The sequence below is a fragment of the Streptomyces sp. NPDC045899 genome, assembly GCF_056431485.1.
The window spans coordinates 101,997-115,323 of record NZ_JBWKKP010000012.1 but is presented as its reverse complement, the minus strand read 5'-3'; the positions used below and the strand labels follow the sequence as shown (position 1 = coordinate 115,323).

The 13,327-nt window shown below is 73.3% G+C and carries 12 protein-coding genes; 5 read left to right on the top strand and 7 right to left on the bottom strand.

Annotated features, from left to right (window positions below; all coding sequences use genetic code 11):
* The first annotated feature begins 22 nt into the window (after positions 1–22).
* The 3 genes from AC07FT_RS19630 to AC07FT_RS19620 all read left to right on the top strand — a co-directional run bounded on the left by AC07FT_RS19630 (position 23) and on the right by AC07FT_RS19620 (position 3,010).
* Entirely contained in the window at positions 23–1,291 is a 1,269-nt protein-coding gene (locus AC07FT_RS19630; protein ID WP_479177316.1) for an MFS transporter, read from the top strand.
* A complete protein-coding gene (locus AC07FT_RS19625) occupies positions 1,288–2,280 on the top strand; it encodes a hypothetical protein (RefSeq protein ID WP_479177315.1) in 993 nt (330 codons plus the stop codon). The genes AC07FT_RS19630 and AC07FT_RS19625 overlap by 4 nt, the downstream gene beginning before the upstream one ends.
* Positions 2,281–2,398: 118 nt before the next feature.
* Entirely contained in the window at positions 2,399–3,010 is a 612-nt protein-coding gene (locus AC07FT_RS19620) for a TIGR03086 family metal-binding protein (RefSeq protein ID WP_471197409.1), read from the top strand.
* 83 nt (positions 3,011–3,093) lie between these two features.
* Here AC07FT_RS19620 and AC07FT_RS19615 read toward each other — a convergent pair whose 3' ends face one another.
* The 5 genes from AC07FT_RS19615 to AC07FT_RS19595 all read right to left on the bottom strand — a co-directional run bounded on the left by AC07FT_RS19615 (position 3,094) and on the right by AC07FT_RS19595 (position 7,760).
* Entirely contained in the window at positions 3,094–3,324 is a 231-nt protein-coding gene (locus tag AC07FT_RS19615; RefSeq protein WP_479177314.1) for a phosphopantetheine-binding protein, read from the bottom strand.
* A 5-nt stretch (positions 3,325–3,329) separates the two neighbouring features.
* Entirely contained in the window at positions 3,330–3,962 is a 633-nt protein-coding gene (locus AC07FT_RS19610) for an isochorismatase family protein (RefSeq protein ID WP_479177313.1), read from the bottom strand.
* Between the two features lie 17 nt (positions 3,963–3,979).
* Entirely contained in the window at positions 3,980–5,611 is a 1,632-nt protein-coding gene (locus AC07FT_RS19605; protein ID WP_479177312.1) for a (2,3-dihydroxybenzoyl)adenylate synthase, read from the bottom strand.
* Entirely contained in the window at positions 5,608–6,813 is a 1,206-nt protein-coding gene (gene dhbC, locus AC07FT_RS19600) for an isochorismate synthase DhbC (protein ID WP_479177311.1), read from the bottom strand. Before dhbC ends, AC07FT_RS19605 begins: the two co-directional genes overlap by 4 nt.
* Before the next feature lie 92 nt (positions 6,814–6,905).
* Positions 6,906–7,760: a 2,3-dihydro-2,3-dihydroxybenzoate dehydrogenase gene (locus tag AC07FT_RS19595; RefSeq protein WP_479177310.1), complete on the bottom strand. Its 855-nt coding sequence runs from the start codon at positions 7,758–7,760 to the stop codon at positions 6,906–6,908.
* Between the two features lie 109 nt (positions 7,761–7,869).
* Between AC07FT_RS19595 and fhuB the strand changes: the two genes are divergently transcribed.
* Complete coding sequence (fhuB, locus tag AC07FT_RS19590; RefSeq protein ID WP_479177309.1) at positions 7,870–10,167, top strand: Fe(3+)-hydroxamate ABC transporter permease FhuB; 2,298 nt, start codon at positions 7,870–7,872, stop codon at positions 10,165–10,167.
* 103 nt (positions 10,168–10,270) lie between these two features.
* A complete protein-coding gene (gene fes / locus AC07FT_RS19585) occupies positions 10,271–11,509 on the top strand; it encodes an enterochelin esterase (RefSeq protein ID WP_479177308.1) in 1,239 nt (412 codons plus the stop codon).
* A gap of 60 nt (positions 11,510–11,569) precedes the next feature.
* On the opposite strand, the gene AC07FT_RS19580 is transcribed toward fes, so the two are convergent.
* Positions 11,570–13,126: a DHA2 family efflux MFS transporter permease subunit gene (locus tag AC07FT_RS19580; RefSeq protein WP_479177307.1), complete on the bottom strand. Its 1,557-nt coding sequence runs from the start codon at positions 13,124–13,126 to the stop codon at positions 11,570–11,572.
* Entirely contained in the window at positions 13,123–13,326 is a 204-nt protein-coding gene (locus tag AC07FT_RS19575; RefSeq protein WP_479177306.1) for an MbtH family protein, read from the bottom strand. Before AC07FT_RS19575 ends, AC07FT_RS19580 begins: the two co-directional genes overlap by 4 nt.
* Between the last annotated feature and the right edge of the window lies 1 nt (position 13,327).

The following is a 13,327-nucleotide window of genomic DNA, read 5'->3' as shown; positions in this document are numbered from 1 at the left end:
ACGAAAGGCGGAGACCCCGACCGTGTACCTGTCCAGCATCGACCGACCGGAGAAGGACGCCGCGGGAACCGCGCCGCGCACCACCTTCAAGGCCATCGGCCCCAATGTCCTGGCGCTGGGCGCCGTCAGTCTGATCACCGACATCTCCTCGGAGATGGTCACCGCCGTCCTTCCGCTCTACTTCGTCCTCACCCTCCAGATGAGCCCGGCCGCCTACGGGCTGATCGACGGGCTCTACACCGGAGCCACCGCGCTGCTGCGCCTGGTGGGCGGCTATCTCGCCGACCGCACGCTGCGCCGCAAGGCGGTGGCCTCGGTGGGCTACGGCGTCTCGGCCGTCGCCAAACTCGGGCTGATGGCGGCCGGATCCTCGGTGACGGCGCTCGGCGCGGTCATCGTCGGCGACCGCACCGGAAAGGGGCTGCGCAGCGCCCCACGTGACGCGCTGATCTCGCTTTCGGTACCCGAACCGGCGCTGGGCCGCGCCTTCGGCCTGCACCGGGCCATGGACAGCGCGGGCGCGTTCGCCGGTCCACTGGCCGCCCTGGGTCTGCTCTCGCTCATCGGGGCGACCTCACCCGCCGCCTTCGACGCCATCTTCTTCACCAGCTTCTGCGTCGCCGCCCTGGCCGTCGTCATCCTGCTGGCCTTCGTCCGCGACCACCGGGCGGAGCGTCGCGAACCCCGCTCCGTCAGCCCCCGCGCCGTGGGCCGGCTCCTGCGCCGACGAGGTGTCCGCCGGCTGATGTACACCGCCGGTCTGCTGGGCCTGGCCACCATCGGCGACGGCTTCGTCTACCTCCAGCTGATGCACCGCAACAACGTCGCCGCCGGATGGTTCCCGCTGTTCGCGGTCGGCACCAACCTCGTGTACCTCCTGCTCGCCGCTCCCCTGGGAGCCGTCGCCGACCGTATCGGCCGCACCCCGATGCTGCTGGGCGGCTACGGAATGCTCTTCGCCGTCTACCTGCTGCTCCGGTCACCGCTCTCCGGCACGCCCGCCACCGTCCTCGTCCTCTGCTGCTACGGCACCTTCTACGCCGCCACGGACGGCGTCCTGATGGCCCTGGTCAGCCCTGTCCTCCCGGCTGCGCTGCGCACCACCGGTGTGGCGCTGGTACAGACCGTCCAGGCACTCGCGTACTTCGTCTCGTCCGTCGCCTTCGGCGTGGCCTGGTCCCAGTGGGGCGCCGCCACCGCCTCCACCGTGGCGGCGGGCGCCGTCCTGCTGGCCGTCGCACTCACCTCGGGCCTGCTGGCCCGTCCGCTGACCGAGGAGACCACCTCGTGACCCGACGTACCCCCTGGCTCATCCTGGCCGTGGCCGCCACGTTCCTCGCGGTCCTGGCGGCGGTGGCGATCCACCGTGCCGCGCGGCCGACCGCCGCCACGAGCCCGGTCTCCGCGGTCTCCGTCGCCCCCGGCCACCGGATCGTCGCCCGCAGCACGGCCCCCGGCAGCCGTGACCATCTGATCTCGGTGAGCGCTACGCGTCCCGCGGCAACCCGGAAGACCTCGCGGGTCACCTGCGCCCGGCTGTACGCGGCCGGTGGGACCGCGCTGTGCCTGCGTCTGGACGGTAGCTTCAAGACCTATGAACTGGCCGTCCTGGACAGCCACTTGAAGACGCACCGGTCCGTACCGCTGGTGGGTGTCCCCAACCGGGCCCGAGTATCACCCAGTGGCCGGATGGTCGCCTGGACGGTGTTCGTCACCGGCGACTCCTACAACGGCGGCCGCTTCTCCACCCGGGCGGGCATCCTCGACACCCGGACCCAGAAGCTCGTGCCGACGCTGGAGGACTGGCACATCACCCTGCGCGGCAAGCCCTACCACGCGGCCGACGTCAACATCTGGGGCGTCACCTTCGCCCCCGACGACCGGCACTTCTACGCCACCCTCTCCACGGCGGGCCATCGCTACCTGGTCCGCGGCGACCTCGCGCGGCGCACCCTGCGCACCCTCCGCGGAAACGTCGAATGCCCCTCGCTCTCCCCCGACGGCACCCGTATCGCCTTCAAGTCGGCCCGCGACGACCAGCCCTCCCACGGCTGGCGGCTTTCCGTCCTGGACCTGACCACGAACCGCGTCACCCCTCTCGCCGAGACCCGTTCCGTGGACGATCAGGCCGCCTGGCTCGACACACGGACCGTGGCCTACGGCCTTCCCCGGGGACACGGCCGCGCCGATGTGTGGCGGGTACCGGCCGACGGCTCCGGGACACCGCGGGTACTGCTGCACGACGCCGATTCGCCCGCCGCCCTCGCCCCCGCGGACTGAGCGCGCCCCCCGCCGGACGAACGGATATCCGTAAACGTCGGACACCACACCCTGCGCTGTGCGACGTTGACCGCAGGAGAAGTGCACAACGTACTTCTCCGCAGATCAGGAGGGCAGCATGACCAACGGGGCAGAGGTCGCGCGCACGGACTGGCCGGTGCTGGAGGCAGCACACCGGGCACTGCGCGACGCGATCCGGGAGATACCCATCGCCGACTGGGGTTTGCCCACCCCGTGCGAGGGGTGGAACGTGGCGCAGGTGCTGTTGCACGCGGCCGGGGACCAGCAGGCGTACGCGGCGTCGCTGACGGGAGGGCCGGGACCGGCGTACAACCCGTTCGAGCCCGCCACGGCCTTCGACGGAGCACCCGAGGATGTGCTCGAACCCGCTCTCACCGGCGCCGCGGAGGCATGGGCCGGGGTGGAGCACGACGCCGCCGAGGTGTCCGTGCCGATTCCGCCGATGAAGATGGCGGCGGAACTCGGCGTCAGCGCGTGTGCGCTGGACGCCGCGGTGCACGCCTGGGACATCGCCGTGGCCACCGGACAGCCGTCGCCGCTGACCGCCGAGCTGGCCCGTCCGCTGCTCACCGCGGCACGTCAACTCGTCGAGCCCCTGCGGGGCTTCGCGTTCGGCCCGGAGCTCCCGGCCGAGGAGGGGGACGACGACGTGGCCGCGCTGCTGCGCTACCTCGGCCGCCGCCCGGACTGGAGCCCGACGGAAGCGTGACCTGAGCGGGGGCCGGCCGTGTCGCTGCACGGCCGGCCCTCCGTTCGCCGGGCGATGGCGTCGGCTCCGGCTGCGGCTGCGGCTCAGGCGGTGACGTCCAGCAGCACGGCCCACTGTTCGACTGCCGGGCGCTCCGCCAGATCGGCCACCGCGATGTCGAGGCCGTGTTCCTTGCGCCAGCGGCCCACCAGTGACATCAGCCGTACGGAGTCCAGACCGTAGTCGATGAGGTTCTCGTCGTCGGGGATGTCCTCGGGGGCCTCGCCGAGCACATCGGCGATATCGCTGCGCATCTGCGTCAGGGTGAGCGCCATGGTGGTCAGATCCCTTCCAGGACGGTGGCGGTGGTGGTCACGACGGCGCAGCGGCCCGCGGCCCAGCGCAGGGCCATGGCGTGCTCATCGGCGGAGAAGTCGGCCACGGCGTCGGCCACCACGAAGGCCTGGATGTCGCGCATCCAGGCGTCGCACGCGGTGATCAGCACCCCGATGTGGGCGTAGACGCCCGTGATCACGAGCTGGTCCCGGCCGAGTGCGCGGAGCTGTTCCTCGAGGTCGGTACGGACGAATCCGCTGTACTTCCACTTGGTGACCACGGTGTCCCCGGGGCCCGGCGCAACCGCGTCGACGATGGCCTCGGCCCGCGGGTCCGCGGGCAGTCCCGGCCCCCAGAAGTCCTGCTGCAGACCGCGCTCCTCGGGCGACTGCCCGCCCGGCTGGGCGGTGTAGAGCACGGGGATGCCGAGGGCGGCGGCACGGTCCTTCAACGCACGGACGTTGGCGAGCAGTTCGGGGATCGGAGGCGCCTGGACGTCGTAGGCGGTCAGGAAGTAGTTCTGGAGGTCGTGCACGAGGAGCACGGCCCGCGAAGGGTCGACCTTCCAGTCGACCCGGTTCCGCGGCAGCTCGTCGGCCACCGGCATGGGGTACGGGGTGATGGCGGGCAGGGCCATGGGGCGATGTGCTCCGTTCACGGCTGGGTGGGGACGGTCTGGGCGGCGGCGGACCGCAGGTGTTTCTTGGAGATCTTGCCGACGCCGGTCTGCGGGAACGACTCCACGAACTCGACGCGGTCGGGGACCTTGTACCCGGCCAGGCCGCGCTCGCGGACGAACCGCTTGATGGTGACCGGTTTCAGCGGCTCGGCGCCGGTCCGCAGGATGACGTAGGCGCAGGTGCGTTCGCCGAGGTAGGGGTCGGGTTCGCCCACCACGTTGGCGTCATGGACCGAGGGATGGGCGAGGATGTGGTTCTCGACCTCCTCGGCGGCGATCTTCTCACCGCCCCGGTTGATCTGGTCCTTGGCCCTGCCCTCCACGACCAGGTGGCCGGTGGGGGTGAGCCGGACGATGTCTCCGGTGCGGTAGAAGCCGTCGGCGGTGAACGAGCGGGCGTTGTGCTCGGGGGCGTTCCAGTAGCCGCGGATGGTGTACGGGCCGCGGGTCAGCAGGTGGCCGGTGGCGCCCACCGGGAGGTCTTCGTCCTCGTCGTCCACGACCCGGATCTCGTCGTCCGGTGAGATGGGGCGGCCCTGCGTGGTGACGATGAGCTCTTCGGGATCGTCCAGGCGGGTGTAGTTGACCAGCCCCTCCGCCATCCCGAAGACCTGCTGGAGGGTGCAGCCGAGGGCCGGGCGGACCCGGCGGGCCGCCTGCTCGCTGAACTTGGCGCCACCGACCAGCAGCACCTGGAGGCTGCTGAGGTCGTGGCCGCAGTCGGCCGCGGCCTCGGTCCACAGCAGGGCGAGCGGCGGCACCAGACCGGTGAGGGTGACGCGCTCCCGTTCGATCAGCGGGAAGGCCACCTCGGGGCCGGGCTGCGGGCACAGCACCACGGTGCCGCCCGCGTACAGCGCACCGAGCGTCCCCGGCGACGAGAGCGGGAAGTTGTGGGCGGCGGGCAGCACACAGAGGTAGACGCTGTGCTCGTCCACCGCGCAGATCTCGTTGGAGCCCCGCACCGAGTAGAGGTAGTCGTCATGGGTGCGCGGGATCAGTTTGGGCACCCCGGTGCTGCCGCCGGACAGCTGGAGGAAGGCCAGGTCGTCCGGGGCGGGTTCGGCCAGCTCGACGGGTTCGGCGGGCACCGCGTCCAGCGGTTCGTACTCCCCCGCGTCGGGGCCCGCGACGAAGACGTGGCGCAGACCGGGGACCTTCGCGCGCACCGCGGCGGCCAGCTCGCGGTAGTCGTAGCCGCCGTGTTCGCCCGCGATGACGTACGCGGTGGCCTCGGTGAACTCGCAGAAGTAGCGGATCTCGGTCTCGCGGTGCGCCGGGAGCGCGAACACCGGCAGCGCCCCGATGCGGAAGAGGGCGAAGACGACCTCGAAGAACTCCGCGATGTTCGGCAGCTGTACGACGACCCGGTCGCCCTTGGCGATGCCGCGGGCCACCAGCCCTGCGGCGAGCCGGTCGGCGCGGTCGTCGAGTTCCCCGTAGGTCCATCGGCGGTCGGAGGCGGGGTCGACGATCGCGGTGCGCCCGGGGTGGGCGGTGGCGCGGTCACGGAGCATCCGGCCGAAGGTCTCGCCGCGCCAGTGTCCGGCGGCGCGGTAGCGCTCGGCGAACCCGGTCGGCCACACGGGGGCCTGGGGACCGCTCACAGCTGTGCTCCCACGGCGCTGAGGAAGGTGCGGAACTTGGCGGCGGTCTCGGCGGTCTCGGCCTCGGGTTCGGAGGCGGCGACGACACCCGCCCCGGCGTACAGACGCAGGGAGTTGCGCTCCGCCTCGGCACACCGGATGGTCACCACCCATTCGCCGTCGCCATCGGCGTTGCCCCAGCCGACGATGCCGGTGAAGAAGCCGCGGTCGAAGGGCTCGCTCTCCCGGATGACCTGGCGGGCGGTGTCGGTCGGGGTGCCGCAGACGGCCGGCGTCGGGTGGAGGGCGCAGGCCAGTTCGAGGGCCGAGGTGTCCGGGGCTGCGAGGGTCCCGGTGACGGTGGTGGACAGGTGCCACATCGCCGCGGTGCGCACCAGGGTGGGGGCGGCCGGGACGGTCATGTCGGTGCAGTGGCGGGCGAGCGCCTCGTGAACGGCGCTGACCACCACGGCGTGCTCGTACAGGTCCTTGGCGGACTTCAGCAGGGCCGCGGCCCGCCGGACGTCCTCGGCGAGGTCGTCGCTGCGGGGAACGGACCCGGCCAGCGGATTGGCGACGACGCGGTTGCCGTGCCGGGACACCAGCAGTTCCGGACTGGCACCGAGCAGGGTGCGGTCCGGGGCGACGGGGAGGGCGAAGGTGTATCCGGAGGGGTCGCGGCGGGCGAGGCGCTGGAGCATCGCGGGGGTGTCCAGCGGCTTGGGGCTGTCGAGTTCCAGCGTGCGGGCGAGGACGACCTTGCTGAACTCGCCCCGCCACATGCGCTCGACCGCGGCGGCGACGGAGGCTCCGTACGCCTCGGGGGCGGGCACCTGACGGATGTCCAGATCGAGCAGGTCGGGCGCGTCCGCGGGCAGGGCGATCAGCGGATCGGCGGTGAGGGGCGGCGCGGTGTCCACTCGGTCCGGTACGGCGAGGGCGGCGGGCGCGCTCTGGTCGAAGGGGACGGCGCCGATCACCACGGGGGCGGGGTGGCCCGCGGCGCGGGCGGCGGCGAGGGTCGCGGCCACTCTTCGGGGCAGGGGTCTCTCGTCGTGCGGCACCTCGCCGTGGACGCCCTCACCGAGCAGGGTGCGGGTCGGGGTGGAGAGGAAACGGGCTCCCGGGGTGTAGGCGTTGAGCAGCCCGGTGGCGGCGCCTACCGCGGGGTGGGCCGGTTCGGCCAGGGTGCTGGGCGCGGCGACTTCGGGTGAGGCCGACACGTGTGGCTCCGTTTCTCGCGCGTCCGGTTCACGGCGCGGACGCGCGGGGTGGGGGTGTGCGGGTGAGGGTGGTGCGGGGTGACGCGGAGGGGTCAGCGGAGGGTGGCGCCGCCGTCGACGTACAGCTCCTGCATGGTGATGTGGCGGGCGCGGTCCGAGGCGAGGAAGAGCACGGCCTCGGCGATGTCCGACGGGTCGGCGATCCGGCCGAGCGGGATTCCGGTCCGGTAGGTGGCCGGGTCGCCGTCGATGACGCGGCGTGGGGCCTCGGGGTCCTGCCACAGCGCGCGTTGCATCGCGGTGTCGGTGGAGCCCGGCGCGACCACGTTGCACCGCACGCCGCTGCGGGCGAGTTCGAGCCCGAGGCACTTGGTGTACATGGTGGCCGCCGCCTTGGAGGCGGCGTAGGCGGCCATCCCGGTGCGGGGGATGCCCGCGGCATTGGAACCGACGGTGACGATGGACCCGGTGCCGCGGGCGGCCATACGGGAGGCCACGGCGCGGGAGGTGTGCAGGACGCCGGTGGCGTTGACGGCGAAGGTGGCCTCCCAGTCCTCGTCCGCCAGTCGGGCGGCGGATCCTGGGCGGAGCACACCCGCGACATTGACCAGTATGTCCAGCGGGCCGTGCCGGGTCTCGACGGTCTCGACGACGGCGTCCACCGCGGCGCGGTCGGTGACGTCCATGGCGTAGGGCGTGATCGCACCACCGGCCACCGGGGACACCGGAGCCGACTCACCGGCGGGCCCCACCACTTCACCGGGCGGTCCGCCATGGGCGGCGGCCAGCGCCCGGACACCGTCGACCGCGCGGTCGGTCGCCGCCACATGGGCACCGTCGGCGGCCAGCGCACGGGCGACGGCCGCGCCGATACCCTGGCCGGCTCCGGTGACCAGGGCTCTGCGTCCGGCGAGCGGCGCATGGGCGCCAGGTATGTGTTCGGGCACGAAGGACCCCCCGTCTCGTTAAGGCAAGGCTAACCTAATCAAGCCAGGGTGGACCATTCCATCCGAACGCCCGGCACAGGTTTTATTTTGGTTAGGCTAACCTCACTTTATGCAGCCGCAGCAGACGGATACCACGCAACCCGCCACCCACCAGGTCGCGGACGCAGGGGCGTTGACCACAGCCGGCGACCACGGGAGCGGTGGTCCGGCGGTGGCCGGAAGCAAGCGCCGGCTCTCGGCCGGTCCGTCGCGGCGCGTCACCGCGCTCACCGTCGCCGGGTTCGCCATCGCCGTCCTGCTGCTGTGCGCCGTCTCCCTGAGCGTGGGCGCCGGCGACACCGGTCCGGGCCAGGCCCTCGACTACCTGCTGAATCGTCACGGCGCCCGCGCGGACTCCCGGCTGGCGCTGGTCATCGGCGACCTGCGGATCCCCCGCACCCTGACCGCGGTGCTCGTGGGCGCGGCCCTCGGGGTCGCCGGGTGCATGCTCCAGGCCGTGACCCGCAATCCGCTCGCAGAAACAGGGCTGCTCGGGGTCAACGCCGGTGCGTCGCTCGGCGTCGTGGCCGGGATAGCCCTGCTGGGAGTGGATTCCGGATTCGCCGCGGTGGGCTGCGCCTTCGCCGGCGCGGTGACCGCCAGCGGACTGGTGCTCCTGATCGCCGGACGGGGCCGCGGAGGCTCCCCCATGCGGCTGGTGCTCGCCGGGTCCGCCCTGGGCGCCACCTTCGGCGGGCTCACCAATGTCATCGTCGTCAACTCCGCCGAGACCTACGACCAATTCCGCTTCTGGGTTCTCGGCTCACTGGCCGGAGTGGAGGGATACGGCGAACTCAAGCCCCTCTGGCCCGTCCTCGCCGTAGGTTTCCTCATCGCGCTGCTGGTCACCCGGCCGCTGTCCGCGCTGGCGCTCGGTGACGACCTCGCCCGCGGCCTCGGACACCGGCCCTCGGTGATCCGCACCGTCGTGGCGGTGTCCGTCACCCTCCTGACGGCCGGGGCGGTGGCCCTGGCCGGGCCGATCTCCTTCCTCGGTCTGCTGGCCGGATTCCTGTCCCGCGCGATCGCCGGGGCCCGGCTCGCCACCCGGACCGTCCTGGCCGGACTCATCGGAGCCGGGGTCCTCACCACCGCGGACATCGCGGCCCGGGTGGTGTCCCGGCCGTTCGAGGCGCCGGTCTCGGTGATCGTCGCCCTCATCGGCGCCCCGGTCCTCATCGGTGTGGTCCGGTCGCGGCGACTGACCGAGATGGGCATGACGGACCCGGCGGGCGATGACGGCACCACCGGGTCCGGCCGCCGCACGCTCCCGGTGCGGCTGCCGCGGCTCCCGCACCGGCCGCGGCCGACGGTCCGGACACGCCCCGGACTCGGGGCCGGTACCGCGGTGCTGCGGCGCGGTGCCGTTTCCCTGCTGGTCCACCGCAGACCCGCGCTCGCCGTGCTCGCACTCGCCGCGCTGACGGTCACGGCCGTGGTGTTCTCGGCGTACGCGGGCCAGAGCGGTATGGGGGTGAGCCGCACCTTCCGCGCCGTGTTCGGCCAGGGGGACCGGTTCGACGTGCTGCTGGTGCAGAAGTTCCGGCTCGGCCGGATCGTCGCCGGGCTGACCGCCGGGGCCGCGCTCGGGCTCGCCGGGTGTCTGACCCAGACCCTGGCCCGCAACCGGCTCGCCACTCCCGAACTGCTCGGGGTGAACGACGGCGCCACCGCCGCCGTGCTGCTGTCGGTCGCCCTCAGCCCCACCGGCACCTTCGGCGCGTGGTGGGCGGGACCACTGGGGGCCATGGTCGCCGTGCTCGCGGTCACCGCCGTCTCCGGCGGGCTGGGGCAGCGCGGCTACCGCGTCCTGGTCACCGGTCTGGCGATGTCGGCCCTCGCCTCGGCCGTCACCCAGGTCGTGCTCTCCCGTCGCTCGCTCAACTCCGCCAGCTCGCTGTACGTGTGGACCTCCGGAAGCCTCAACGGGCGCGGCTACTCGGTCGCGGTGCCCGTCCTGATCGGCCTCGCCGTCCTCCTCCCCGCGTCGCTGGCCGCCGCCCGCCACCTGGCGGTGCTGCGCTTCGACGACGCCACCGCCGCGTCCCTCGGCGCGCACCCGGGCCGCACCCGCGCGGTGTGCATGGCTCTGGCCGTGGCGTCGGCCGGGCTCGCGGTCGGCATCTGCGGACCGGTGGCCTTCGTGGCCCTGGCCGCCCCCGTGATCGCCTCCCGGCTCACCGGCCCCCAGCGGGTCCCCGTCCTGGCCTCCGCGCTGACCGGCGCGGTGCTGGTGGTGGCGGCCGACGCCCTGGGACGGATCGCCTTCTCCGGCAGCGAACTGCCGGTGGGCGTGGTGACCACCGTACTGGGCGGCCCCTTCCTCCTGTGGATCCTGCTCAGCCGCACCTCCGCCACCCGGCTCTGACACACGGCCGGACCGCGGTGGCATCCGCGCGGCGCCACCGACCACCGACACCGATTCACCGATTCACCGATTCACCGATTCACCGACGAAAGGCAGACGTGACGTGACCGCTGTCCGCAGCCCCGCGCTGCGCGCCCTCATCGACGGGCTGCGCGACGGAAGACCGGGCGCCGAGGAGGAGTTCTGGCACCGCGCCCGGACGGACGGCACCCCCCTGGTGGAGCCCGATCCCCAGGGGGACCCCGCGCACCGGCTGGTCACCTTCGTCTGGCGGGACGCCCCGGAGCGGCCCGCCACGGACGTCCTCCTCCTGCTGCACACGGTCACCGACCGGGACCGGCACGCCGGGGACCTGACACCGCATCTGATGCGCCGCGTGGCCGACACCTCGGTGTGGGCGCTCAGCCACCGGCTGCGCGCGGACCACCGGGCCTCGTACCAGTTCCTCCCCGGCCACGGGTCCCGTGCGGAGATCCTGCGGACCGACCGGGCGTCGTGGCGCGGCGCCCTGGACCGGGCGGTACCCGATCCGCTGTGCCTATCCCCCGCGCTGCCCTCCCGTGATGGGCGGTCTCCCGCCTCGGTGCTGGCGCTGCCCGGCGCCCCCGCGCAGCCGTACGCCGTCGCCGCGGGGCCCGTGCCCCGGGGGACGACCCTGGAACGGGAGGTCGGCGGGCGCCGGATCACCGTCCACCTGCCGCCCGGCGAGGTGTCCCCGGGGTCCTCCCGTGCCGTGGCGGTGCTGCTGGACGGTGAGATGTGGGGCCCGGTGCTGGACGCGGGCGGGATGCTGGACCGGATGGCCGCCGACGGGGCGCTGCCGCCCACCGTCGTCCTGCTCGTCGACACCATGGGACGGCGGATGGACGATCTGGCCTGCAGCGACGGGTTCGTGGACTGGCTGGCCGATGTCCTGCTGCCGTGGGCATGGCGGGAGTTCGGGGCCGATCCGCGTCCGGAGCGGACCGTGGTCGCGGGACAGAGCGCCGGAGGTCTGACGGCGGCCTTCGCCGCGTACCGCCGCCCGGACCGGTTCGGTCTGGCACTGTCGCAGTCGGGGTCGTTCTGGTGGCCCGACGACGACGGGGACCGGGGACCGGAGTGGCTCACCCGGCAGTACGCCACCGGCGAGCGGCGGCCGGTCAGGCTGTGGCTGGAGGTGGGCGCGCAGGAGTGGATGCTGCTCGCCGAGAACCGGCGGCTGCGCAATGTGCTGCGCGCGCGTGGCTATGACGTGCGGTACCGCGAGTTCAACGGCGGTCATGACTACGCCTGTTGGCGCGGTGGACTGGCCGACGGACTGGCCCGGCTGCTCACCGGGGAGCCCGCGCGGACGGTCTGAGACGGCGACGGGGCCCCTCCGGTCATCGGAAGGGCCCCGTCGGTGTGTGCGAGGAGGGGGTCAGGCGCGGGTCCCGGCCCGGTCGTCCGCTCCCCCGGACGGTCCGTCGTCCCCGTCGGCCGGGCCCTGGCTCCCGGCTGGTGCGTCCGCGGCTGATGTGCCCTCGGCTGAGGTGGCCCGGCCCTCCCCCGGCGGCTCGTCGAACGGGGGCGGCTGGGGCGGCTCCTTGGGCAGCCGGAGGGCACACGGGGCGGCCAGCGCCACCAGGGCGGCGGTGACGCCCACGGCGGTGCGGAACGGTCCGGCGTCCATCTCCGCGCCCGGGTCATGTGCCCCGCCGCCGACCACCGCGGCGCACACCGCGATGCCCAGCGCGCCGCCGAGGGTCCGGACGATCTGGAAGAGCCCCATCGCCTGGCCCATCCGCGGTGGCGCGATGGTCTCGAACCCGGCGAGCTGCACGGTGAGCACGGCCGTGCCGAGCACCAGACCGATCAGGAACATCAGCCCCCGCAGGGCCCAGACGCTCTCCGCCGTCCCCGGTACGGCGAGGGCGGCGAACACCGCCGCCGCCAACAGCAGGGTCGACATGGTCAGCAGCCGTGGACCCAGACGCGGCAGCAGCAGGTCCACGACCCGGGAGGCCAGCATCAGCCCGAGCGCCTCGGGGAAGACACTGAGTCCGGCGTCCAGCGCGGAACCGCCCAGCGATGCCTGGAACAGCAGCGGGACCACGAAGAGCACACCCATCAGCCCGGCCGCGGTCAGCGCGGCGAGCACCGAGGCGGCGCCGTAGCTCCGGTCGCCCAGCAGGGACAGCGCCAGCAGCGGTGGCCGCGCCCGGCGCTGGTGGACCACGGTCGCCACCGCGAGCACCACGCCGAGCACGGCGCACAGCACGACCGGGGGCCGGGTCCAGCCGTGCGCCGGGCCGAAGCCCAGCGCGTAGGTCAGCAGACCGAGGGCGGGTGTGGCGAGCAGGAAGCCGGTGCGGTCGAACGGCCCGGACGTGCCCTCGACCTGCTCCCGCAGACCGACGACGCCGAGCAGCACGGCCAGCACTCCGATCGGCACGTTGACGAAGAACAGCCAGTGCCAGGAGAGGTGTTCGGTCAGCAGACCGCCGAGCGGCGGTCCCAGCGCGGGCATCAGCGCCGTCGGCACGATGAGCACCTTCGACAGCTTCACCCGCTCATGCGGGGCGAACGCGCGGAACAGCAGGGTCATGCCCACCGGGGTGAGCAGTCCGCCGGCCAGTCCCTGGACGCCGCGCGCCGCGACGAGGACCGGGAGGCCCCCGGCCGTCCCGCACACCGCGGACGCGGCGGTGAAGACCGCCAGCGCGGACAGGAACACCCGCTTGGTGCCGAAGCGGTCGCCGAGCCACCCGGCCACCGGCAGGGCGAGCGCCAGGGCGACGAGGAACGCCGTCTCGACGGTGTTGGCCGCCGAGACGGGCTGTCCGTAGTCCTCGGCGATGGTGTAGAGCGCCGGGTTGACGATGGTCGAGTCCAGGCCGTTCATACACATCGCGGCCACGTACACCAGGGCCACCGCGACACGGGGGCGTATGCGCGGCACCGGCAGCCGGCCGCCCCGGGGAGCCGGTGTGCTCATCGGGAGAGCGCTCCTGCGTCGTGCTCGGTGACCCAGTCCAGGGCTTCCTGGCGCGGACACGGCCCGTGGGCGGTGGACCACCCGGCGGGCACGTCCGCGAACAGGGGCCACAGCGAGTGCTGCCGCCGTTCGTTGACCAGCACGAGGAACTCGCCGTCCGTGTCGAAGGGGTTCACGGGTGCGTCGCTGTTCGCGGCCATC

Excerpts from the sequence above, each read along its gene's own strand:
- AC07FT_RS19620 (WP_471197409.1), top strand. The coding sequence starts at position 2,399 with ATGACCAACGGGGCAGAGGTCGCGCGCACGGACTGGCCGGTGCTGGAG.
- AC07FT_RS19615 (WP_479177314.1), bottom strand. The coding sequence starts at position 3,324 with ATGGCGCTCACCCTGACGCAGATGCGCAGCGATATCGCCGATGTGCTC.
- AC07FT_RS19610 (WP_479177313.1), bottom strand. The coding sequence starts at position 3,962 with ATGGCCCTGCCCGCCATCACCCCGTACCCCATGCCGGTGGCCGACGAG.
- fhuB (WP_479177309.1), top strand. The coding sequence starts at position 7,870 with ATGCAGCCGCAGCAGACGGATACCACGCAACCCGCCACCCACCAGGTC.
- AC07FT_RS19580 (WP_479177307.1), bottom strand. The coding sequence starts at position 13,126 with ATGAGCACACCGGCTCCCCGGGGCGGCCGGCTGCCGGTGCCGCGCATA.
- AC07FT_RS19575 (WP_479177306.1), bottom strand. The coding sequence starts at position 13,326 with ATGGCCGCGAACAGCGACGCACCCGTGAACCCCTTCGACACGGACGGC.